Raw genomic sequence first — 23,489 nt, 5'->3', positions numbered from 1 at the left:
ATTGCTGTCATTCTTGTCGATCCTGTGCGGCGGCATCGTCCCGGCGCTGGCCGCGCCGCAGCAGGCGCCGCGGTATGCGCCGACCTTCCTGCCCGCCGACTTCACGGCCGCGGCCCTCAACCGTGCCGGCCAGGTCGTCGGCACCTCGGGCGGCGGCGCGGCGGTCTGGTCGCCCGCCTCCGTGGTGTCCTACGGCCAGCTGCTGCCCGGCAGCGAGGGCCTGGGCATCAACAACCGCGGGGACATCGTCGGCATCTACCGCGACCAGGCCTTCGTGTTCGCGGCCGACGTGTTGACGATCATTTCCAGCCGCGCCGACCACAGCTCGGCCACGGCGATCAACGAGGCCGGCGCCGTGGCGGGCACGCTGGCCAGCGCCTTCATCGACGGCCCCACGACGGGCTTCTACTACGCGCAGGGCAACCTGGCCCAGGTCGACTACGGTTTCCCCTTCGACGGCGGCAACGACGTCGCCCGGTCCGTGAACAACGCCGGCACGCTGGTCGGCACGCTGAACGATGCCAACGCCACGGATGACGACTGGTCGGACCGCAACCGCCAGGCCTACACCTGGCAGGACGGCACGCTGCGCACCTGGGGCACGCTGGGCGGCCGCATCAGCGAGGGGCTGGACATCAACGATGCCGGCACGCTGGCCGGCTGGTCGACGAATGCCGACGGCAGCGCCGAACTGGCCTTCCTCGCCTCCGACACACTCGGCATGATCGACCTGGGCTCGCTGGGCGGCAGTTCCACGCGCGCGCTTGCGCTCAACAACCTGGGATGGGCCGTCGGCCTGTCCGACGTCGGCGTCGCTGGCGGCGGCGATGGTGGCGATATCGGCGGCTACGACTACCACGCCTTCCTGTACGCGCAGCACGGCATCGTCGACCTGAACACCCTCGTCGATCCGCTGGGCGACTGGCGCCTGGTGTCGGCGCTGGACATCAACGACGCCGGCCAGATCCTGGCCCGCGCCTGCAACGGCATCACCGACGAATGCCGCGCCGTGCGCCTGGACCTGATCCCGGCGGTGCCGGAACCCGCCTCCGGCGCCATGCTGGCGGCCGGCCTGGCGCTGGTCGGCGTCCTGCTGGGCCGCGCACGCCGCCGTGCACATGCCCTTGGCAGGCTGGCGCTGCTGGCGCCATTGGGCGCACCGCTGGCGGCGTCGGCGCAGCCAACCGTTCCGCCCGCGTTCACCATGACGGCCGTGCCGCGCGGCTTCGACGCCCAGGCCATCAACAACCTGGGCCACGTGGTCGGCAGCTACGGCGACGCCGCCGCCATCTGGGACGGCAGCACCGTCACCACCATCGTCGCGCTGGCCCCCGGCAGCACGGGACGCGGCATCAGCGACGGCGGCGTCATCGTCGGCACGTGGAACGGCAACGCCTTCATCAGGACCGCCGCGGGCGTCGCCAACCTGGGACGCTACGGTTCCTGGGCCGACAGCCAGGGCATCGCCGTCAATGCGCGCGGCGACGTCGCCGGCAACGGCGGCTGGGGTCCCGGCGAGCGCGGGCGCGGCTGGGTGCTGCGCCTGGGCGTGCTGCGCGTCATCCCGTCCTTCAACGGCGAATTCAGCTACGTGGAAGCCATCAACCGCTTCGGCCAGGTGGCCGGCACCGCCCAGAAGCAGACCGAGCGCAGCCCGTTCGACCGCCGCGGCTTCATCTACAAGGACCGCGTGCTCGTCGACATCGGCGCCATCGGCGACGGCATCAACAGCGAAGCCTTCGACATCAACGATGCCGGCCAGGTCGTCGGCGGCGCCGAATACGTCTACGATCCGTTCGGCAGCGGCTACCACCCCTTCCTGTACCAGGACGGCATCATGCACGACCTCGGCACGCTCGGCGGCAGCTACGGCGCGGCCCAGGGCATCAACAATGCCGGCGCCGTGGTCGGCGGCTCCCTGCTGGCCGGGGACACGGAGCAGCATGCCTTCCTCTACGAAGGTGGCACGCTGCGCGACCTGCATGCCTTGACGGCCCTACCGCCGGGCTGGATCCTCGTCGGGGCGCGCGACATCAACGACCGGCGCCAGGTACTGGCCCAGGCGTGCGCGGCCGAGGATTGCACGATGGTCCGGCTCGATCCCGTCGCGCCGGCCGCCGGCGGGACCACCGCGGGGACCATCGCCGGCTCCCCCGCGGCCGCGCCGACCGCGCCGGCCGCCCCGGCTGGCCGCCGCTAGGCGGACAGCGCGCCCGCCAGCGTGGCGCGCAGCAGGGCCGGCGTGATGCCCGTCCAGCGCTTGAACGAGCGGCGGAAGTTGGCGGCGTCGTGGAAGCCGAGGTAATCCGCGACGTCGTCGTTGTCGAAGCGGCGCGCCTGGAACAGCCATAGCGCCACGTGGGTGCGCACCTGGTCCAGCTCGGCCTGGAAATGGGTGTGGTGGCGCGCCAGCTGGCGCTTCAGCGTGGCCGGGCTGACGCCGAAATCGAGCGCCGTGCGCTCCAGCGTGGGCGCCGTGCGCACGTGCTCCAGCAGGTAGTCGTACAGCGCCGCCAGCAGGCCGGGCGGCCGCTCGCCTTCGGCCGCGGCGGCATCGTCCGCCAGCTTGGCCGCGACCGCGCTGCCGCGCGGCCAGGGCCGGTCGAGCCATGCGGCGTCGATCAGCATGGCGTCGAGCTGGCAGTCGAAGCGCAGCGCGCTGCCCAGGTGCACGTGATGCTGCTCGACGTGGCGGGGCGCAGCGCGGTTGAAGCAGAAGCGCCACGGCAGGCGCTCGCCGCCCAGCCAGCGGCACAGCGCGACCACGGCCGTCATGTGCATTTCCACCAGCGCGGGCCGCAGGCCGGGGGCGCCCTGGCTGTCGACCCAGTACAGCACCGCGACCTCGTCCCAGGTCTCGAGGCGGGGCCGCAGCAGCGGGGTCAGGCGCGCATGCCAGCGGCACAGCGTGGCCAGCAGCGCGCGCAGCGTGGGCGCCTGCACCAGCGCATGGCTGGCGGCGCCGTCGTGGCCGGGCAGCAGCTGCTGTCCCAGCATGAAGCTGGTGTCCGGGCTGTCCAGCGCGCGCAGCAGGTTGGCCAGCAGCTGCAGGTACTGGGTCGGAGCCACGAGCAGCCCGGGGGGCAGATGGGGGTCCAGCAGTGGTTCCAGCCGGGTGGCGCGCAGCAGCGCGCCGTCGCCGGCGTCGCGCGCGCGGCCGTATTCCAGCGCCAGCGCCGGCTGCTGGCGCGCCGGGATCGACGGTTCGGTGGCCGCCCGCCAGGCGATCACGCCGCGTCCATCCGGCTGCACAAGTCCGCCAGCAGGCTGTCCGGCGCGCCGCGCGCGGGCGCGCAGTCGTGGCGCAGGCTGATGGGCACGCGGCGCGCGCCCGCGTAGTGGCGCATGGCGCCCACCATCGCGCACAGGTGGCGCGCGGCGTAGTGCGCCTCGTCCAGTTCCAGGCCGGGCATCAGCACGGCGAAGCGGTCGCCCGCGTAGCGGCACAGCAGGTCGTCATTGCGCAGGTTCAGCAGCAGCATGTGCGCCACCGCCTGCAGCGCGCGGTCGCCCTCCGGGTGGCCATGCTCGCGGTTGATGCGGTGGAAGCCGTCGATGTCGAGCAGGACCAGCGCGCAGGGGCCGCCCTGCTGGGCCTCGCGGCGCAGCTGCTCGCGCAGGTAGCCGGCATCGGCCAGCTGGGTGACGCGGTCGAACGGCCGGTGGTTGCGGAACAGGCGTTCGCGCTTCTTCAGGTGCTCGTTGAGGTGGGCCTGTTCCTTGCGCCAGTAGAACATGCCGGCCGTGAGCACGAGCATCCCCAGCGGCACGAGGCCTTCCAGCGCCTTGTCCCACATGGCGCCCTTGTCGATGCGCCAGAACTCGTCCATGCAATCGGCCCAGGAGCCGAACATGATGCAGGCCAGCCCTCCCGCCAGCAGGCGCGTGACCCTGCCGTCCGGCCGGCTCGCCAGCACCAGCAGGCCCCACACGGCCGCCAGCAGCGCCGTGCCGCCCTCCTCCAGGACGTCGATCCAGTGCCAGGTCGCGAACGGCTTGGCGGCGCCGCAGGTGGCGTACAGGAAGGCCAGCGCGGCGAGCACGCACAGGGACAGCGCGACGGGACGGATCAGGGGGCGGACAACGGAGCGGAGGATGGGGAGGAAGGCAGGCATGGCCGGGGACCATAGCGCGGCCATGTGACGGGAGGATGACAACGCGGCAAGCCTGTCGCATCCGCGCACGGGTCCGAACGGCTCACGCCGCGCGCACCCGGGGAGTCTTTACGGCGCGGCCCCGGGCGCCCGGGAGCCGGCGGGCGGACGCGAAACGGGTCATTTCGGCTCATGCCGCGTGTGCAGCGGCGCCGCCGGCGCGTCCCGGCGGGCCGGCGCCGGCAGTCCGTCACCGACCCGTCACATTCGCCCCCGAGAATGCGCCGCATTCCAACAACATCATCGCCCAAGACCATGCGCCACGTTGCCCTGACACCCCTCGCCCTCGGCGCCAGCCTGCTGGCCGCCAGCCTCGCCCATGCCGACCAGACCGTGGTCGTGACCGGACAGCGCGCCAGCCTCGCATCCGCCATCGCGGCCCAGGAAAAGGCCGACAACATCGTCAGCGTCGTCAGCAGCGACGACATCGGCGGCCTGCCGGACAAGAACGCGGCCGAGGCGCTGGCACGCCTGCCCGGCGTGGCCGTGCAGCGCGACCAGGGCGAAGGCCGCTACGTCGTGGTGCGCGGCCTGGATGCCGACTACAACAGCGTGACCATCAACGGCGCCCTCGTCCCGTCGCCCGAGGCGGGCCGGCGCGCGGTGGCGCTGGACGTGCTGCCGGCGGGCCTGATCCGCTCGCTGACCGTGACCAAGACCCTGACCCCGGACCAGGATGCCAATGCGCTGGGCGGCAGCATCGACGTCAAGACCCTGTCCGCGTTCGACCTGCCGGGCAGCCTGCTCAGCGTGGGCGCCGGCGCCAGCCACGATCGGCTGACCTCGCAGACCAGCCCGAACGGCAATGCGCTGTGGGCGCAGCGCTTCATGGACGGCAAGCTGGGCGTGGCCGCCGGCCTCTCCGGCGAAAAGCGCAAGTTCGGCTCGGACAACGTGGAGACGGGCGGCGCCTGGAACGGCGACCGCCTGGCCGGCTTCGAGCTGCGCGACTACCTGCCCGTGCGCGAGCGCTATGCCGGCGCGCTGAACCTCGACTACCGTCCGGATGCCGCGTCCAGCTATGCGCTGCACGGCTTCGTGAGCCGCTTCTCGGACGACGAGGTGCGCGACCGCCTCACCGTCAGCAACGTCAAGAAGGGCGACCTCGCCGAAGGCGTGACCGATACGGCGCGCGTCGAGCGCCGCCTGCGCCAGCGCAAGTTTACGCAAGAGATCCGCTCGCTCAGCGCCGTGGCCGACCAGCGCATCGCGCCGCAATGGTCGCTGCACCTGGAGGCGGCCGGCAGCCGCGCCACCGAGGACACGCCGGAGGCGCTCAACGACGGCAGGTTCCGCGGCGTGTCCAACTTCGCCGGCATCGGCTTCACGGACGGCGTCAAGCCGCAGCTGATCGCGCCCGCCGCCGTGTTCGATCCGGCCAGCTATGCACTCAACGCGATCACGCTGCAGCAGCGCTATTCAAAGGACAGCACGCGCCAGCTGCGCCTCGACCTGACCCGCGACATGGACCTGGCCGACTGGCGCGGCGCCCTGAAGTTCGGCGCCAAGACGACGCGCCGCGACAAGGACAACGACACGAACCAGTGGGCCTACAACAGCAGCAAGTCGAGCAGCGGCAACTACTGGGGTCCGGGACCGACGGCGCTGACGGCCTTCGTCGGCGACCACCAGCTCGACTACGCGCTGGGCACCATCGGCACCGCCATCGATCCGGCGCTGCTGCGCGCCCGCGTCGCCGGCCTGCCGCGCGCCGGTGCGCGCCTGGCCGTGGAATCGGCGCTCGACGACTTCCGCATGAAGGAGGACATCGACGCCGGCTACCTGCAGGCCACGTTCTCGCGCGGCCCGTGGTGGCTGCTGGCCGGCGTGCGCGCCGAGCACACGAAGTTCGCGGCGGACGGCTTCCAGGCCGCCGGCGACAAGATCGGCGCGCGCAATGCGGGCCGCTCCTATACGAACTGGCTGCCCAACGTGCAGGCGCGCTTCGACGTCGATGCCGCCACCAGCATCCGCGCCGCCTGGACCGGTGCCGTCGTGCGCGCCAATTTCAGCCAGCTGGCGCCGGGCGTGAGCCTGGACAGCGCCACCGAGGCGACCATCGGCAACCCGGACCTGGCCCCACTCAAGGCCCACAACATCGACCTGGGCGTCGAGCGCACGATCGGCCGCGACGGCGTCATGTCGGCCTACGTGTTCCACAAGGACATCAAGAACTTCACCTATTCGACCAACCTGGCGGGCAGCGGCGCCTGGGCCGGCTATACCAGCGCCGTGTCCTATGCCAACGGCGACAGCGCCACCGTGCGCGGCATCGAACTGGCCTGGCAGCAGCCGCTGCGCATGCTGCCTGCCCCGTTCGACGGCCTGCTGGTCGGCGTCAACGGCACGCTGACGTCGTCGTCGGCCGACATTGCCAGCTTCGACGCCGCCAGCGGCGGCCGCGCCGGCCGCAGCATCCGCATGCCGGGCCAGTCCAGCCGCATGGCCAACCTGATGCTGGGCTACGAGGCCGGCCCGGTCAGCACCCGCATCGCGCTGAATTACAAGTCGCCCTACCTGCTGGAACTGGGCGCCGACGTGCTCGACCCGGCCCAGGACCGCACCGTCGACACCCAGAAGCAGGTGGACTTCTCGCTGCAGTGGCAGCTGACGAAGCGCGTCGCGCTGTCCTTCGAGGCGGCCAACCTGAACAACGAAAAATACTATGTCTACCAGGGCGAGAAGGGTCACAACGCCCAGTACGAACGATACGGCCGCACCTACAAGGTCGGCCTGAAAGCGAGCCTGTTCTGATGAAGTCCCTGGTGTTCCTTTCCCTGCTGGCGGCGGCATCGTCGGTATGTGCCCAGCAGGTTCCGGCCGCGCTGGCCACGGCCGCCGACGTCGCCCCGCTGCCGGGCGGCGCCTGGCTGGCGCTGGACAAACGCGGGCTGCGCCTCGTCGGCCCCGACGGCACGCAACACGGCGCCATCGCCCTGCGGCCGCGCCAGTTCGACGTGCGCAACAGCGCCGGCGGCGTGCTGGCCCTCGTCGTCGACGCCAATACCGAGCGCGCGCTTCCCGTTCTCGCCGACGCCGCCGCGGGCACGCTGCAGGCCTTGCCCGCCCTGCCGGAAACGGGCTTCGGCATCGAGGCGGCCTGCCTGTACCGCGACGCCCAGCACCTCGACCACGCCTTCCTCGTCGCCAGGGATGGCCAGGCGCAGCAATGGCTGCTCGGCGCCACGCCGCGCCTGGTGCGCCACCTGGCGCTGCCGCCCGGCGTGAAGCACTGCCGCGTCGACGATGCGACGGCCACGCTGTACGTCAGCGAAGCGGACTTCGGCCTGTGGGCCTACGATGCGGACCCGGAGAGCGGCGGCGCCCGCCATCCCGTCGACGTGCGCGCGCCGTTCGGCAAGCTGGCCGGCGGCGCCGGCGCCATCGCCGTGCTGCCGGGCGGCGTTGCCGCGCTCGATGCGAAAGGCACGCTGCACGCATGGCGCCGCGAGGACGACGCCTGGCAGGCGCAGGCGCCCCTCGCCATGGAGGCGACCGGCCTGGCCGCCGGCGCGCCGCTGCTGGCGCGCGGCAAGGACGGCTGGCATGCCGCCGGCCTGGCATGGACGGCGACGGCGGCGCCGAGCAAATCACTGCCGATCGTCACGGCGCGCGCCCAGACGGACCCCGTCGCGCGCGCGGGCGACGCCGCCGACGATCCGGCCATCTGGGTGCATCCGTCCGACCCGGACGGCGCGCGCATCCTCGGCACCAACAAGAAGCAGGGCCTGCTCGTGTACGACCTGCAGGGCCGCCAGCTGCAGCTGCTGGAAACGGGCCGCCTGAACAACGTCGACGTGCGCCAGGACCTGCGCATCGGCGGCGCCCGCGTTGACCTCGCGATGGCGACGCAGCGCGACGAGAACGCGATGGTGCTGTTCGCGATCGATGCGCACGGCAAGGTGGCCGAGGTGGCGCGCATCCCGACGCCGCTGGACGACATCTACGGCGCCTGCCTGTACCGCACGCCGCAGGGCGGCCTGGACGCCTTCGTCAACGACAAGGACGGCCGCTACCTGCACTACCGCATCACGCGCAACGGGGGCCGCTTCGGCGCCGAGCTGAAACGCCGCTTCCGCCTGGCGAGCCAGCCGGAAGGCTGCGTGGCCGACGACAGGACGGGCCTGCTGTTCATGGGCGAGGAAGACCGCGGCGTGTGGGTCGTCGACGCCGATGCGTCGCGGCCGGCGGCGCCGCGCATGGTGCTGGCGGTGGGCGACGTGCTGCATGCCGACGTCGAAGGCATGGGCCTCTACCACGGCAGCAAGGGCAGCTGGCTGGTGGTGTCGAGCCAGGGCAACGACAGCTATGTGGTATTGGACGCGGCACCGCCGTTCCGCGTGCGCGGCGCCTTCCGCATCGGCATCGATGCGCAGTCCGGCATCGACGGCGCGTCGGACACGGATGGCCTGGAGGTGACGTCGGCGCGCCTGGGCGGGCCGTATGCGAAAGGCTTGCTGGTGGTGCAGGACGGGCACAAGCGGCTGCCGGACGGGCCGCAGAACTTCAAGCTGGTGGCGTGGGAGGACGTGGCGAAGGCGCTCGGGCTGGAATAGAAGCCGACGCATCGCAGGCGATGAGGGTGGGCACGTGGTGCCCACCCTACCTGTCGGCGCCGTACGGTGGGCATCCGCACCGCGCATCGCGTCCGCCGCCATCGCCGCGCCTGCGCTACCATGGACGCGACACCGTTCCCGCCCGCGACCATGCTGCCCCTCGAAACCTTCGTCCGCCGCCCGTCCCGTCCCCTCGCCAACGCGCCGCGCGTGCTGCTGGTGCACGGGATCTGCGTCGGCGCCTGGGTGTGGCAGGAGCACTTCATGCCCTACCTGGCCGATGCCGGCTTCGAGGTCCATGCGCTGAGCCTGCGCGGCCACGGCGGCAGCGCGGGACGCGAGCGCCTGAACGACTGGCGCCTGGCCGACTACACGGCCGACCTGCGGCGCACGGCGTCGGCCATTGCCGCCGGCAGCGACGCGCCCCTCGTCGTCGTCGGCCATTCGCTGGGCGGCGCCGTGGTGCAGGACTGGCTGCGCGGCGGCGGCCATGCGGCTGGCGTCGCGCTGATGGCTTCCGTGCCGCCCTGGGGCCTGGCCTACTCGGCCTGGCAGATGTGGATCAACTCGCCCGATTTGTTCAACCAGCTGGCGCGCCTGGGCATGCCGGGCGACCAGCTGCTCGACCCCGCCGTCCTGCGCCCCCACCTGTTCTCCAGCGACCTGCCGGACGCCGACTACGCGCGCTTCGCCAGCCGCGTGCAGGGCGAATCGCGCCACGTGGGCGTCGAGCTGCAGGGCTGGCGTCCGTTCGCGCCGATGCCCTGGCAGGTGCCGCCGATGTTCGTGCTGGGCGGCCTGGACGACCGCTTCATCCGCCCGGACGCCGTCCAGGGCACGGCCGCCTACTACGGCGTCGCCCCCACGATGGTGCCGCGCCTGGCCCATGCGCTGATGCTCGATCCGCGCTGGGAAGACGCCGCGCGTCCCCTGCGCGACTGGCTGCTGCGCTTCGCCGCCTGATTTCCCCGTCCCTTCCCGTCGTACGCGGCTCCCGGCGTACCGACGATCTTGTCATTTTGCTGTCACCGGCGTGACATTTTCGTTTGTTTTAATACATCGAACCGTGCCATCCGAGCGCGGCCCCCTGACCGTTTCATCTGACTTTGGGAGAAGTTCAGCATGACGAACCACGCCATCTCGCCGTCGCGGCGCAACCTGCTCAAGGGCATGGCCGGCGCCAGCACCCTGCCCTTCGTCGGTGCCTTCGCGGCACTGCAGGCGAAGGAAGCCATCGCCGTTAGCTCGGCCGCAGGAAAGACCAGCAACCTGATCGACAGCCCCTACGGCCCGATCGCCCCCGTCAACGACATGACGACCGGCCTGCCGCTGCTGCAGCTGCCGCCGGGCTTCACCTACAAGAGCTTCGGCTGGACCGGCGACACGATGACCAACGGCCACGCCTGCCCCGCCGCCCACGACGGCATGGGCGTGGTCCTGTCGCGCAAGGTCGGCCGCAGCACGGAGCTGGTCCTGGTGCGCAACCACGAGGTACACGCCGTGGCGCAGGACCGCTTCATCCATGCCTTCGGCGCCTACGACACGGGCGCGAGCAGCGCCGGCGCGTCGACGCGGCTGGGTGGCGGCACGACGAATCTGCTGTTCCGCGACGGGAACTGGGTCAGCGTCACGCCGAGCCTGGGCGGTACCGACGGCAACTGCGCCGGCGGCATCACGCCCTGGGGCACGTGGCTGAGCTGCGAGGAGATCGGTTCGGATGCCGTCAGCGGCTCCGGCAAGAAGCACGGCTACGTGTTCGAGGTGTCGACGGAGACGACGCAGACGACGGGCCTGCCGATCGTCGGCATGGGCCGCTTCGCGCACGAGGCGGCCGCCGTCGACCCGGCCACCAGCAACGTCTACATGACCGAGGACCAGTCGGGCAAGTCGGGCTTCTACCGCTACGTCCCCCTCATCAAGACGGGCGGCTACGGCGCACTGGCGCGCGGCGGCGTGCTGCAGATGGCCAGGGCCAAGGGCATCGTCAACGCCAGCCTGGCCGGCGGCCTGGTCGGCGACACCTACCAGCTCGAATGGGTCGATATCGCCGATCCGGACGCCAACCGCGGCAACGCCGCCGGCCCCACCGGCGCCATGATCACGGGCGCGGCCGGCCCCTTCCTGCAGGGCTGGCAGCAGGGCGCGCTGCGCATGAACCGCGGCGAAGGCATCTGGTACGCGCAAGGCAGGATGTTCGTGATGGACACCGCGGGCGGCAGCGTGCAGCGCGGCGCGATCTGGGAACTGGACCTGGCCGCGCAGACGATGACCTGCATCTACTCCAGCCCCAACACGACGGTCGGTAATATGGGCGACAACCTCACGATCAGCCCGCGCAACGCGATCCTGATCTGCGAGGACGCATCCAGCGCCACCACCGACATGTTCGGCTTCGGCCAGCGCCTGATGGGCATCACGGGCGACGGCAATGCCTACATCTTCGCCAAGAACAACGTGGTGCTGAGCGCCGCCCAGCTGCGCGCCGCCGGCAAGGACGCCGGCCTGGCCGCCGACCACCGCGGCAACGAGTTCGCCGGCGCCTGCTTCGACCCGACGGGCCGCTACCTGTTCGTGAACATCCAGACCCCGGGCATCACCTTCGCCATTTCCGGCCCTTGGGCCAAGGGCCCGCTGTGAGCGCGCGCCATCGACAGGAGACCACCATGCACGCCAAGCTTCTCGCCTCCCTCTTCCTCGCCGCCGGCCTGGCGCTGGCACAGGGCGCCCAGGCCGTCGTCCTGCAGGGCGCCAGCGGCAGCAATTCCAGCGCCGACTACAGCGGCGCCGGCACCGTCGCCTTCGACCTGGACCTGGCCACCTTCACGCCCACCACCTTCCGCTTCACGCTGGAAGAGGCCGACCTGGCCGGCCCGCTCGCGTTCAACTCCCTGGTGCGCAATCTCGGCGGCGCGGCGCTGGAGCAGTTCAGCTTTTCGCTGACGGGCATCACGTTCGCGGCCAGCGGCAGCGTGACGCCGGCCTTCGGCACGCTCGGCACCGTCAGCTTCGGCCCGCAGGCGGCGAACATCGCGTTCTCCACGCCGGAATGGGCCGAGTTCCAGTTCGGGAATCCGTTCGGTGATGCGGGCGGCAGCGACTGGCTGCTCGCCACCACGGGCCTGCGCGCCGGCGACACCTTCACGATCACGGCCGCGAGCACGGTCGCGGCCGAGGTGCCGGAGCCGGGAACGGCGGCCATGATGGTGCCGGCATTGTGCATGCTGGGCCTGATGGCGGCACGCCGGCGCAAGCGCGGCTAACGATCGATCGTTGAGGATCCGCCCGGGCCGGCGCGCCCGGGCGGATCTGCGTCTCAGACCAGGCCGGTGGCGTAGTACACGCCGATGACGAAGAACACGGCCAGCGTCTTGATGATGGTGACGGCGAAGATCTCGCGGTAGGATTCGCGGTGCGTCAGCCCCGTCACCGCCAGCAGCGTGATCACGGCGCCGTTGTGCGGCAGCGTGTCCATGCCGCCGCTGGCCATCGCCACCACGCGGTGCAGCACCTCGAGCGGGATGTGCGCCGCCTGCGCGCCCTCGATGAACAGGTCCGACATCGCCGCCAGCGCGATGCTCATGCCGCCGGAGGCCGAGCCCGTGATGCCGGCCAGCGAACTGACGGACACCGCCGCGTTCACGAGCGGATCCGGAATGCTTTTCAAGGCGTCGCCGACGACGATGAAGCCGGGCAGCGCCGCGATCACGCCGCCGAAACCATACTCGGACGCCGTGTTCATGGCCGCCAGCAGCGCGCCGCCGACGGCCGCCCTGGAACCGTCGGCGAAGCGCGCCGCGACGCGCCGGAAGGCCGTCGCGACGACCAGCACGATCCCCAGCAGCAGCGCCGCCTCGACGGCCCAGATGGCGACGACGGTCTTGATGGTGGCCGTCACCGGTGCGTGCACGCCCGGCAGGATCTCGGGCGCCACCGTGTAGACGTCGCCGTACCAGGCCGGGATCAGGCGCGTGAACGCGAAGTTGGCGACGCCGACCGTCAACAGCGGCAGGATCGCCAGCGCCGGATGCGGGAGGGAAGGATCCGCCCCGGCGGCGCGGGTGCGCTCCGGTTCGTTGACGAGCGACGTGCCGTAGCCCTCCCCCTTGGCCATGGCCGCGCGGCGGCGCCATTCGAGGTAGGCCAGGCCGACGGCGACGATGAACAGCGAGCCGATCGTACCCAGCACGGGTGCGGCCCACGACGTGGTCTTGAAGAACGTGGTGGGGATGATATTCTGGATCTGCGGCGTGCCCGGCAGCGAGTCCATCGTGAACGAGAACGCCCCCAGCGCGATCGCGCCCGGCATCAGGCGCTTCGGAATATTGCTCTGGCGGTAGAGCTCGGCCGCGAACGGATAGACGGCGAACACGACGACGAACAGCGACACGCCGCCATACGTCAGCAGCGCGCACACGGCCACGATCACGGCGTTGGCGCGCGCGCGGCCAATCCAGCGGATCGCCGCGTTCACGATGGACTCGGAAAAGCCGGACAGTTCGATCACCTTGCCGAATACGGCGCCCAGCATGAACACGGGGAAGTACAGCTTGACGAAGCCGACCATCTTTTCCATGAAGATGCCGGAAAAGACGGGTGCGACGGCGCCGGGCTCGGTGAGCAGCACGGCGCCGAGCGCGGCGACCGGTGCGAACAGGATGACGCTGTAGCCGCGGTAGGCGGCAAACATCAGGAATGCCAGGGCGGCAAGGACGATCAGAAACGACAAGGTGCCTCCTCCATGGTGGGTCGTGCGGGCCGGATCGTGACGTCGATCTCTTGGCGGCCCACGCCAATTATTATTCAGGAATCAACAGCTTGCTATACGTAAAATTACGGTTTTAACATGACCGTTCGTGGAATGGTAGCGATAACCAAGAATTAACATTCCTTACCAACAGTGGATTCTTTGTAGAAATAACTTTAGCCAAACTGGCTTTCTCTGCAACAAATTTGAATAAATAACATCAAGAAATTGCACTCAACACTTGCATGATGCTTATAATTGTTAAATAAAAAATGACGGAGTGGGGGCGCTTTGACCAGCACGAGCACCGAGATCCTGTTGATGCTGATGCCTGTAGCATTGCTGGCAGCCATCCTGCTGGCCCGCCAACAACAGCGTCTTGCCGCCCTGACGGGCGAAGTGGGGGAATTGCGGCGCACTGTGCTGCACCTGGAATCGCTGTTCGAACAGGCGCCGCTGGGCATGGCGGTGTTCGATACGGAAGGACGCTTCCTGCGCGTCAACGGCCTGCTGGCCGACATCAACGGTCTCACGCCCGGCGACCATCTCGGCAAGACGCTGCGCGACCTCGTGCCCGGCGTGGCCGATGCCTCCGAGGCCGCGTTCCACCAGGTGATGCAGAGCCGCCAGCCCGTCGTCGGCATGGTGTTCGACGGCGCCACCGAGGCGAACCCCGGCCACAAGCGCACCTGGCGCTTGAGCGTCCATCCCGTGTTCGACCGCGCGCAGAAGCTGCTGGGAGTATCGGCCGCCGTCGAGGACATCACCGAGCAGCATCGCCTGACGGCCGCCCTGCGCGAGAGCGAACAGCGTGAACGGCGCCGTGCCGCCGAACTGGAAAGCGTGATGGAAGCGGCGCCCGTCGCCATCTTCATCGCCCATGACCGCGACTGCCGCCACGTGACCGCGAATGCCACCTGCCGGCGCCTGCTGCGCCTGGCGCCGGGCGAGAGCCCGACCATGACGGGACCGGGCATCCGCTCCTACGACGTGTACGAAGGCGAGCAAGCCGTCGCGCCCGAGCACCTGCCGCTGGAGCGCGCCGCCGCCAGTGGCGAGGAGACCTGGGGCCGCGAGCTCGTCACCCGCTTCGCCGACGGCGACCGCCTGCACATCATGGTCAACGCGGTGCCGCTGCGCGACGAACGCGGCCGCGTGCGGGGCGCCGTGGCCGCGTTCATCGACAGGGGCGCCGCGCACTAGCCTGCGCGCCGGGTGCGGGCGTAGATCCAGTCGGCCAGCGCCGGCAGGATCAACAGGGTCAGCGCCGTCGACGACAGGATGCCGCCGATGACGACGGTCGCCAGCGGCCGCTGCACCTCGGCGCCCGTTCCCGTCGCCAGCGCCATCGGCAGGAAGCCCAGCGATGCCACCGGGGCCGTCATCAGCACGGGCCGCAGGCGGGCCTGGGCGCCTTCGCGCACGGCGCGGCGCGCGTCGATGCCCTGCTCCAGCAAGCCGCGCATGAAGCCGAGCATCACGAGGCCGTTCAGCACGGCCACGCCCGACAGCGCGATGAAGCCGACGGCCGCCGACATCGACAGCGGCAGGCCGCGCAGCCACAGGGCCGCCACGCCGCCCGTCATGGCGAACGGTATGCCGGAAAAGACCACCAAGCCGTCGGCGATCCGGTTGAACATCATGTACAGCAGCGCGAACACGAGGGCCAGCGCGGCCGGCACGACGAGCGCCAGGCGCCTGCCCGCCGCCTCCATCTGCTCGAACTGGCCGCCCAGCCCGAGCCAGGTGCCGGGCGGCAGCCTGACCTGCGCCAGTTCGCGCCGCAGGTCGGCCACGAAGGAACCGAGATCGCGCCCGTCCACGTTCGCGCCCACGACGACGCGGCGCTTGCCGTTCTCGCGGCTGACCTGGTTCGCCTCCGGCACGATCGCCAGCGTGGCGATGCTCGACAGCGGGATGCTGTCCGACCGCCCGTCCGCCTTCGATGGCGGCAGCGCGATCGGCAGGCGGCCCAGCACCTCGATGTCGTTGCGCTGGCCTTCAGGCAGGCGCACGGTGATGGCGAAGCGGCGGTCACCCTCGAACACGAGGCCGACGTCGCGGCCGCCCACCAGGGTGCCGAAGGCTTCCTGCACGTCGGCCACGTTCAGGCCGTAGCGCGCCGCCTTCAGGCGGTCCACCTGCAGGGTCAGCGTGGGCAGCCCCTCGGTCTGCTCGACCTGCACTTCGCGCGCGCCGGGCAGCCGCTCCAGGCGCTGCGCGACCTGGCGCGCCACCTGCTGCATCGCCTCCTGGTCGTCGCCGAACACCTTTACCGCCACGTCGCTGCGCACGCCCGAGATCAGCTCGTTGAAGCGCAGCTGGATCGGCTGCGAGAACTCGTAGGCGTTGCCGGGGATGCGTTCGGCGGCCTCGCGGATCGCCTGCACCAGCTGGGCGTGGGTGCGGCGCGGCCGCGGCCACTGGCTTTCCGGACGCAGCATGATGAAGCTGTCGGCGGCGTTCGGCGGCATGGGATCGGTCGCCACCTCGGCCGTGCCGATGCGCGCGAACATGCGGTCGATCTCCGGGAACTGCGCCAGCAGCGTGCGCTCCAGCTGCTGCTGCATCTGCACCGACTGCTGCAGGCTGGTGCCGGGAACGCGTAGCGTCAGCAGCGCGATGTCGCCCTCTTCCAGGTTGGGCGCGAACTCCGTGCCCAGGCGCGTGGCCAGCAGGCCGCCCAGCAGCACGGCCAGCACGGCGAAGACGAGCGCCACCGGGCGGTTCCGCAGCACGCGCTCGAGCAGCGGCGCATACCAGCGGCGCGCGCCCGCCATCAGGCGGCCCTCGCGCTCCGCCACCGGCCCCGTGACCCACAAGGCGACGGCGGCCGGCACGACGGTCACGGACAGCAGCATCGCCGCCGCCAGCGCCATCACGACCGTCAGCGCCATCGGGTGGAACATCCTGCCCTCCACGCCGCCCAGCGCGAACACGGGCAGGTACACCGTCATGATGATGAGCTGGCCGAACAGCAGCGGCCGGCGCGCCTCCGCCGCCGCGGCGGACACCTCGGCGAAGCGCTCGCGCGCCGTCAGGGGCCGCCCGGCCGCGGCCTGCGCGTGGGCCAGGCGCCGCACGCAGTTCTCGACGATGACGACGGCGCCGTCGACGATGATGCCGAAGTCCAGCGCGCCCAGGCTCATCAGGTTGGCGCTGACGCCCGCCTGCAGCATGCCCGTGAAGACCATCAGCATCGTCAGGGGAATCACGGCCGCCGTGATCAGCGCGGCGCGCAGGTTGCCGAGGAAGAGGAACAGGATCGCGACGACCAGCAAGGCGCCTTCCACCAGGTTGTTGCGCACCGTGCGGATCGCCTTGTCGACAAGGACCGAGCGGTCGTACACGGGCAGCGCGCGCACGCCCGGCGGCAGCGAGCGGTTGACCTCTTCCAGCCTGGCGCGCGCGGCGGCGGACACCGTGCGGCTGTTCTGGCCCACGAGCATGAACGTGGCCCCGAGCACGACCTCGCGGCCGTTCTCGGTGGCGGCGCCGGTGCGCAGCTCACGTCCCATCTCCACCTGCGCCACGTCGCGCACGCGGATCGGCGCGCCGGCGCCGGCATCGATGACGATGTCGCGGATGTCGTCCAGCGAGCGCAGTTGTCCCGGCGTGCGCACGACCAGCTGTTCGCCGCCGCGCTCGATGTAGCCGGCGCCCGCGTTGCCGTTGTTGCGCTCCAGCGCGCGCACCAGCATGTCCAGCGACAGGCCCAGGGCCGACAGGCGCGCCATGTCGGGCGCCACCTGGTATTCCTTCAGGTAGCCGCCGATGGTATTGACCTCGGTGACGCCGGGCACGCCGCGCAGTTGCGGCGCCACGATCCAGTCCTGGATCTCGCGCAGGTCGGACGGCGTGTACGGCGTGCCATCGCGCTTGCGCGCATCCGGCGCCGCCTCCACGGTCCAGGAAAAGATCTCGCCCAGGCCCGTCGCGGCGGGACCCAGCGCCGGCTCGATCCCGGCCGGCAGCGCGCTCCTGGCCTGCTGCAGGCGCTCGCCCACGAGCTGGCGCGCGAAGTACAGGTCGGTGCCGTCCTCGAACACCACCGTCACCTGCGACAGGCCGTAGCGCGACAGCGAGCGGGTCTGCTCCAGGCGCGGCAGGCCGGCCATCGCCGTCTCGATCGGGAAGGTGATGCGCTGCTCGACCTCGAGCGGGGAATAACCCGCGGCAGCGCTGTTGATCTGCACCTGCACGTTGGTGATGTCCGGCACTGCGTCGATGGGCAGGCGCCCGTAACTGGCCACGCCCAGCACGGCCAGGCCGGCGGCGGCGAACATCAGCAGCCAGCGCCGCGCGATGGAAAAGGCGATCAGGCGCCCGTAGAACGAGCGGTCGGTGGCGTCAATGGTCATGGTCGGCCTCTCCCTTGCCCAGTTCCGCCTTGAGCAGGAAGCTGCCCGCCACCGCATGCGGCGTGCCGGCCGCCAGGCCCGCGACGATCTCGGTGCGGCGGCCGTCCGACCGGCCCGTCGTCACCGTGCGCGCCGCGAAGCCGGCCGGCGTGCGCACGAACACCACCGTGCGCTCGTGGATGGTCTGCAAGGCGTCGGTGGCGACGGTGACGGCCACTTCGGCCTGCCGGCCCATCAGGTCGACGTCGGCCAGCATGCCGGGACGCAGGCGCAGGCCGGGATTCGGCAGCACGATCCGGGCGACGGCCGTGCGCGTGGCCGCGCCCAGCACCGGTCCGACGAAGGCGACGGTGCCCTTGACCTCCTGCGCCAGCGCGGTGGCACTGACGCTGGCCGGCATGCCCACGCTCACCTGGCCCAGGCTGTCGGCCGGCACGGCGGCCTCGATCCACACCCGGCCGAGGTCCGCGATGACGAGCAACGGCTTGCCCGGATCGGCCGCCATGCCCGCGACGGCGGGCCGCTCGACGACGATGCCGGCCAGCGGCGCGCGCACCGTGACGGTGCTGGACGGCACGCCGGCGTCGACGTTCAGCGCGGCCAGGCGCTGGCGCGCCGCCTGCTGCGCGATCTGCGCCTCCTTCAAGGCGCTGTCGGCGGCGTCGAAGTCCTGGCGCGCCGAGATGCCCTCCTCCCACAGCCGGCGCTCGCGCTCGCGCACCGTGCGCGCCAGCTGCAGGCGCTGGCCGGCCGCCGCGAGGTCCGCGCGCCACTGCGCGACCTCGGGACTGCGCAGGACGACGAGCCCGTCGCCGCGCTCCACCGCCGCGCCGGGCGACACCAGCACCGACTGCACCATGCCCGTGGCGGGCGCGGCGACGGCGACGCTGCGGTCGGCGTCGGCCACGACCTGGGCCGGCAGGTGCAGGCGTTCGCCGATGGTGGCGGGACGCGCGCTGTCCACGGCGATGCCGTTGGCTGCGACCTGGGCCGCCGTCATGGCGATCGCGCCGTCTTCCTGCGCCGCGGGGGCGGCGCCGGCGTCGGGATGGCGGTCGTCGTGGCCGTGGGCGTCCTGGTGCTGTGCGTGGCCATCGCTTTCCTGCGATGGCCCCTGCGGCGCCGGCGGCCTGCGCCACAGCATCAGCGCGGCCAGCACGGCGGCGACCACGCACATCAGCGCGATCGCGGTTTTCTGCTTCTTGTTCATCATGGTGCTTTCGAAAATGGTTGTGCGGGCCCGGCCACGCGTTCCAGCTCGGCGCGGGCGCGCCAGGCGTCGCGCAGCGCCTGCCAGCTGCGCGAGCGCACCTGGAACCAGGTGCGCTGGGCGTCGAGCACGTCGAGGAAGCCGAACTTGCCGTATTCAAAACCCTTCAGGGTGAGGTCGTGGACGGCGCGCGCCTCGGGCACGACGTCGCGCTCGAGCAGCTGCGCTTCGGCGCGCGCTTGCACGTAGCGCGCGTGCGCCGCCGCCAGTTCCGCCCGGGCCGCGTCGCGCGCCGCTTCCAGCTCGGCCTCCGCGCTTGCCCCGCGTTCGCGCGCGGCCGTGAGCCTGCCGCCGTTGCGGTCGAACAGGGGCAACGGCACGGCGATGCCGACGACGGCCTGGCGCCGGCCGGCCTGGTCGTCGCGCTGGCTGCCGACGGACAGCGTCACGTCGGGGATGCGCGCCGCGCGTTCGACGTCGATCCGGGCGCGCTGCACGGCCAGCCGGCCACGGGCGCGGCGCACCTCGGCGGCGGCGTCCAGGCCGCGCCGCAGCAACGCGTCCAGCGGTTCGGCCTCGGGCAAGGCATCGGCGTCGATGGGAACGAGCGGCCGCTCGACGGCGGCAGCGCCCAGCAGCTGCGCCAGTTGCGTGCGCGCGACCGCGAGCTCCGCCAAGGCGCGTTCGCCCTCGGCCTTCGCCTCGGCCTGGGCCAGCCGCGCCTTGGCCGCCTCGATCGGCGACACCTTGCCGGCCGCGACCCTGCTACTCGCGACGCTGCTGCCGCGCGCCGCCAGCGCCGTCATCGCATCGGCGAGTTGCTGGCGTTCGCGCGCCGCGAGCACGGCGCAATAGGTGTCGATGACGTCGGCGCGGATCGCCTGCCGGCGCAAGGCCAGCTCGGCGTCGGCCAGCGCGAGTTCGCCCTCGGCCAGCCTGACGCGCGCGCCGCGCTTGCCGCCCAGTTCGATGGGCTGGTTGACCTGGACGGTCGTGGTCCGGCTGCCGGCCCGCTCGCCTTCGCGCAGCCAGGCCAGTTCCGGATTGGCCAGGCGGCCGGCCTGGTCGACGTCGGCCTGGCCGGCCGCCACGTCGTGCTGCGCCGCGCGCAGCAGCGGATGACGTTCGAGGGCCAGCGCGATGGCGGCCTGCAGGTCGAGCGCCGCCGCGGGTTGGGGTGCAGGTGTCAGTGTAGGCGCCGCGGCCATGGCGGACGGCGCGGGCCCGTGCGGTTGCGCGACGGCGCCCCCGCACCAGGCCACGAGCGCCGCCGCCAGGACGCGAAGGCGCCTGGAGTGGATGTGCATGGTTGCTCCCGATGGTTGGATGGATCAGGCGTGCAGGGGCATGCGGGCCGGTGGCGGCCCGTCAGGCAAGGCGCTGCACGCTAGGCGGCAGTGTCGGGCCACTGGGGACGTTCGGGCCGTCCGGCGGGGAAGGATGCGTAGCTGGGCAGCGGCGCGGCGCAGGCCGGCGCGTGCACATGGGGGAACGGGGCCGGCGATTCGCCCGGCGGGGCCGCGGCCGTGTGGCTGAACGAACAGGCGGCGCAATGGGGATCGGCCGCGCCGGCGCCCTCGTCGTCGGCCGTGACCGTGGCGACGTCGACGACATTGGCTTCCCCGGCCAGCGCATGGTGGCTCACGCCGACCGCCGTCACCACGCAGCACCGGTCCGCCGTCGCCAGCGCGAGCTGGAACGGATAGACGAGGAGCAGGAAGATGATGAACCAGCGGCGCATGGGTCGGCGTGCGGGAGGATGTCGGTTGGTTATAGGTTCGATCGTACCGCAGAAATCCGGTGCGACGGGTGCATGATACCGGACCGGCCACGATGTTAGCGCCTGACATTTGCAGACATGTGCATGTTAGGATTCGCCACCAATAAAAAAAGGAGACATGCATGAAGAAGAGCCGCATCGATGCGACCCGGCGCCACGTGCTGGCCGCCACGGGCCTGGCCATGATCTGGCCGGGCCTGGCCCGTGCCACGGCCGTCGCCAGGACTGTCGCGGACGACGACGGCGAGCGCGAACGGCTGGCCCTGTGGTACACGCAACCGGCCGCCCAGTGGGTCGAGGCCCTCCCCCTCGGCAACGGCCGCCTGGGCGCGATGGTGTTCGGCCGTCCGGCCCAGGAACGCTTGCAGCTCAACGAAGACACGCTGTATGCGGGCGGTCCCTACGATTTTTCCAACCCCGGCGCGCGCGACGCGCTGCCGCGGGTGCGTGCGCTGATCGACGCCGGCCGCTACGCCGAGGCGCGCGACCTGGTGAGCGACGCCATGATCGCCAAGCCGGCGACGCAGATGCCGTACGGCGCGGCCGGCGACCTGCTGGTCGACGTGCTGGGCCTGTCCGGCGCGGCAAGGTACCGCCGCGCGCTCGACCTCGACACGGCGATCGCCTCGACCTCCTTCACCAGCGGGCGCACGCGCCACCTGCGCGAAAGCTTCGCCAGCCTGCCCGACCAGGTCGTGGTGCTGCACCTGCGGGCGACGGGGCCGGACCGGCTCGACATCGACGTGGGCTACCGCCATCCGCAATACAAGGTCAGGTACGGCAACACGCGCTCGAGCAAGGACGGCGATCCGGTGCTGCAGACGGGCGTCGCGTGGGACTTCCGCGAACCGCTGCGGATCGAGGACGTGCCGGACAGCCTGTCCGTCGCGGCCGACGGCCCGCGCGCCCTGCTGGTCCAGGGCCGCAACGCCGACAACGCCGGCGTGCAGGGCGCGCTGCGCTACGCCGTGCGCGTGCTGGCGCTGGGCGACGGCAAGGTCACGGTGGAGGGAGGCCGCCTGCGCGTGCGCGGCGCGCGCGAGATCACCTTGCTGGTCGGCGCCGCCACCAGCTACGTGCGCCACGGCGACATCACGGGCGATCCGGTGCGCATCGTGCGCGGCCACACGGATGCGGCGGCGCGCAAGCCCTATGCGGCGCTGCGCGCCGACCACGTGAAGGCGCACCGGGAACCGTTCCGGCGCCTCTCGCTGCGCATCGGGAAGGACGCTGGCGCGCTTCAGCCGATGCAGCCGACCGACGCCCGCATCCGCGCCGCCGCACAGGCGCTGGACCCGTCGCTCGCCGCCCTGTACCTGCAATACGGGCGCTACCTGCTGCTGTCGTCGTCGCGTCCCGGCAGCCAGCCCGCCAACCTGCAGGGCATCTGGAACGAAGGGACGAACCCGCCATGGGGCGGCAAGTACACCATCAACATCAATACGGAGATGAACTACTGGCCGGCCGAAGCGGCCAACCTGCCCGAGTGCACGGAGCCGCTGCTGCGCATGGTCGAGGAACTGGCGGTGAGCGGCGCCGTCGTCGCGCGCCAGGGCTGGGGGGCGCGCGGCTGGGTCGCGCACCACAACACGGATTTGTGGCGCGCCGCCTTCCCCATCGACGGCCCCAACTGGGGCATGTGGCCCTGCGGCGGCGCCTGGCTGTGCCAGACGCTGTGGCACCACTACGAGTACGACCCGGACCCGGCCTACCTGCGCCGCATCTACCCGCTGCTGAAAGGCGCGTCCCTGTTCTTCGTCGACACGCTGGTCGAGGACAAGGACGGCCGCGGGCTCGTCACCTCGCCGTCGATCTCGCCGGAGAACGAGCACCACCCGGGCGTGGCGGTCTGCGCCGGCCCGGCGATGGACCGCCAGATCGTGCGCGACCTGTTCGCCTGGACGATCGCCGCGCACGCGCAGCTGCACGATCCGGACGCCGCCTTCGCGCAGACGCTGAAGGACATGCGCACGCACCTGGCGCCGGACCGCATCGGCGCCCAGGGCCAGCTGCAGGAATGGCTGGAAGACTGGGACGCGCAGGCGCCGGAACAGCACCACCGCCACGTGTCGCACCTGTACGCCGTCTACCCGAGCGAGCAGATCAACGTGCGCGACACGCCGGAACTGGTCGCGGCGGCGAAGAAGGTGCTGGACAACCGCGGCGACATGTCGACCGGCTGGGCCACCGCGTGGCGCCTGGCGCTGTGGGCACGCATGGGCGACGGCGAACGCGCCCACGGCATCCTGCGCGGCCTGCTGGGCCCCGTGCGCACCTATCCGAACATGTTCGATGCCCACCCGCCCTTCCAGATCGACGGCAACTTCGGCGGCGCGGCCGGCATCCTCGAGATGCTGGTGCAGTCCTGGGGCGGCGAGATCCGCATCCTGCCGGCGCTGCCGACCGCCTGGCCGGAAGGTTCGCTGCACGGCGTGCGGGCGCGCGGCGGCCTTGTGCTGGACCTCGACTGGGCCGGCGGCCGGATGCGGCGCCTGTCCATACAGGGCAAGCCGGGCCAGCGCGTGCGACTGCACGTCGATGGCCGCGCCGTGGCGCTCGAACTGGATGCGCGCGGCCGGGCGGAGATGCGCGCGAACTGAGCGAGGAACGATATCCACAGGGGACGGGAGATATCCACAATTTCTGTGGAGAACAACCACCCCCGGGGAGCGAAAGCCAGCAGC

15 protein-coding genes are annotated in these 23,489 nt (G+C 71.5%); 8 read left to right on the top strand and 7 right to left on the bottom strand.

Annotation, left to right across the window (positions count from 1 at the left end; all coding sequences use genetic code 11):
• The first annotated feature begins 1 nt into the window (after position 1).
• Positions 2 to 2,200 (top strand): PEP-CTERM sorting domain-containing protein, encoded by a 2,199-nt coding sequence (locus ACI1V7_RS11335; protein ID WP_404531865.1) that lies wholly within the window; start codon positions 2 to 4, stop codon positions 2,198 to 2,200.
• On the opposite strand, the gene ACI1V7_RS11330 is transcribed toward ACI1V7_RS11335, so the two are convergent.
• Together ACI1V7_RS11330 and ACI1V7_RS11325 are read right to left on the bottom strand one after the other, a co-directional pair.
• Positions 2,197 to 3,231, bottom strand: coding sequence for an AraC family transcriptional regulator ligand-binding domain-containing protein (locus tag ACI1V7_RS11330; protein ID WP_404531864.1), 1,035 nt, complete (start codon positions 3,229 to 3,231; stop codon positions 2,197 to 2,199). The two genes, ACI1V7_RS11335 and ACI1V7_RS11330, sit on opposite strands and share 4 nt — an antisense overlap.
• Positions 3,228 to 4,115 carry a GGDEF domain-containing protein gene (locus ACI1V7_RS11325; protein ID WP_404531863.1) on the bottom strand — a complete coding sequence of 296 codons (888 nt, stop codon included), beginning with the start codon at positions 4,113 to 4,115 and terminating at the stop codon, positions 3,228 to 3,230. The genes ACI1V7_RS11330 and ACI1V7_RS11325 overlap by 4 nt, the downstream gene beginning before the upstream one ends.
• Positions 4,116 to 4,409: 294 nt before the next feature.
• Between ACI1V7_RS11325 and ACI1V7_RS11320 the strand changes: the two genes are divergently transcribed.
• The 5 genes from ACI1V7_RS11320 to ACI1V7_RS11300 all read left to right on the top strand — a co-directional run bounded on the left by ACI1V7_RS11320 (position 4,410) and on the right by ACI1V7_RS11300 (position 11,970).
• Positions 4,410 to 6,908 carry a TonB-dependent receptor gene (locus ACI1V7_RS11320; RefSeq protein WP_404531862.1) on the top strand — a complete coding sequence of 833 codons (2,499 nt, stop codon included), beginning with the start codon at positions 4,410 to 4,412 and terminating at the stop codon, positions 6,906 to 6,908.
• The gene (locus ACI1V7_RS11315) at positions 6,908 to 8,710 is read left to right on the top strand and encodes a phytase (protein WP_404531861.1); all 1,803 of its coding nucleotides are present in this window, start codon (positions 6,908 to 6,910) and stop codon (positions 8,708 to 8,710) included. The genes ACI1V7_RS11320 and ACI1V7_RS11315 overlap by 1 nt, the downstream gene beginning before the upstream one ends.
• Before the next feature lie 120 nt (positions 8,711 to 8,830).
• Positions 8,831 to 9,673 (top strand): alpha/beta hydrolase, encoded by an 843-nt coding sequence (locus ACI1V7_RS11310; protein WP_404531860.1) that lies wholly within the window; start codon positions 8,831 to 8,833, stop codon positions 9,671 to 9,673.
• Between the two features lie 159 nt (positions 9,674 to 9,832).
• On the top strand, positions 9,833 to 11,347 hold the full coding sequence (locus tag ACI1V7_RS11305) for a PhoX family protein (protein ID WP_404531859.1): 1,515 nt from the start codon (positions 9,833 to 9,835) through the stop codon (positions 11,345 to 11,347).
• Between the two features lie 26 nt (positions 11,348 to 11,373).
• On the top strand, positions 11,374 to 11,970 hold the full coding sequence (locus ACI1V7_RS11300; RefSeq protein WP_404531858.1) for a PEP-CTERM sorting domain-containing protein: 597 nt from the start codon (positions 11,374 to 11,376) through the stop codon (positions 11,968 to 11,970).
• A 53-nt stretch (positions 11,971 to 12,023) separates the two neighbouring features.
• On the opposite strand, the gene ACI1V7_RS11295 is transcribed toward ACI1V7_RS11300, so the two are convergent.
• Positions 12,024 to 13,436 carry a GntP family permease gene (locus ACI1V7_RS11295; RefSeq protein WP_404531857.1) on the bottom strand — a complete coding sequence of 471 codons (1,413 nt, stop codon included), beginning with the start codon at positions 13,434 to 13,436 and terminating at the stop codon, positions 12,024 to 12,026.
• A 309-nt stretch (positions 13,437 to 13,745) separates the two neighbouring features.
• On the opposite strand from ACI1V7_RS11295, the gene ACI1V7_RS11290 reads away from it, so the two are divergent.
• Positions 13,746 to 14,657 (top strand): PAS domain-containing protein, encoded by a 912-nt coding sequence (locus ACI1V7_RS11290; protein WP_404531856.1) that lies wholly within the window; start codon positions 13,746 to 13,748, stop codon positions 14,655 to 14,657.
• Here ACI1V7_RS11290 and ACI1V7_RS11285 read toward each other — a convergent pair.
• The 4 genes from ACI1V7_RS11285 to ACI1V7_RS11270 all read right to left on the bottom strand — a co-directional run bounded on the left by ACI1V7_RS11285 (position 14,654) and on the right by ACI1V7_RS11270 (position 20,766).
• The gene (locus ACI1V7_RS11285) at positions 14,654 to 17,815 is read right to left on the bottom strand and encodes an efflux RND transporter permease subunit (protein ID WP_404531855.1); all 3,162 of its coding nucleotides are present in this window, start codon (positions 17,813 to 17,815) and stop codon (positions 14,654 to 14,656) included. The two genes, ACI1V7_RS11290 and ACI1V7_RS11285, sit on opposite strands and share 4 nt — an antisense overlap.
• Positions 17,805 to 19,028, bottom strand: coding sequence for an efflux RND transporter periplasmic adaptor subunit (locus ACI1V7_RS11280; protein ID WP_404531854.1), 1,224 nt, complete (start codon positions 19,026 to 19,028; stop codon positions 17,805 to 17,807). The genes ACI1V7_RS11285 and ACI1V7_RS11280 overlap by 11 nt, the downstream gene beginning before the upstream one ends.
• Positions 19,025 to 20,332, bottom strand: coding sequence for a TolC family protein (locus ACI1V7_RS11275; RefSeq protein WP_404531853.1), 1,308 nt, complete (start codon positions 20,330 to 20,332; stop codon positions 19,025 to 19,027). Before ACI1V7_RS11275 ends, ACI1V7_RS11280 begins: the two co-directional genes overlap by 4 nt.
• Positions 20,333 to 20,412: 80 nt before the next feature.
• On the bottom strand, positions 20,413 to 20,766 hold the full coding sequence (locus ACI1V7_RS11270) for a hypothetical protein (RefSeq protein WP_404531852.1): 354 nt from the start codon (positions 20,764 to 20,766) through the stop codon (positions 20,413 to 20,415).
• 161 nt (positions 20,767 to 20,927) lie between these two features.
• On the opposite strand from ACI1V7_RS11270, the gene ACI1V7_RS11265 reads away from it, so the two are divergent.
• The gene (locus tag ACI1V7_RS11265; protein WP_404531851.1) at positions 20,928 to 23,405 is read left to right on the top strand and encodes a glycoside hydrolase family 95 protein; all 2,478 of its coding nucleotides are present in this window, start codon (positions 20,928 to 20,930) and stop codon (positions 23,403 to 23,405) included.
• Positions 23,406 to 23,489 lie beyond the last annotated feature (84 nt).

This window comes from Massilia paldalensis, assembly GCF_044901715.1.
Classification (GTDB): Bacteria; Pseudomonadota; Gammaproteobacteria; order Burkholderiales; family Burkholderiaceae_D; genus Telluria; species Telluria paldalensis.
Note: the sequence above shows the minus strand (reverse complement) of the source record. Positions and strands in the feature narration are given on the sequence as shown.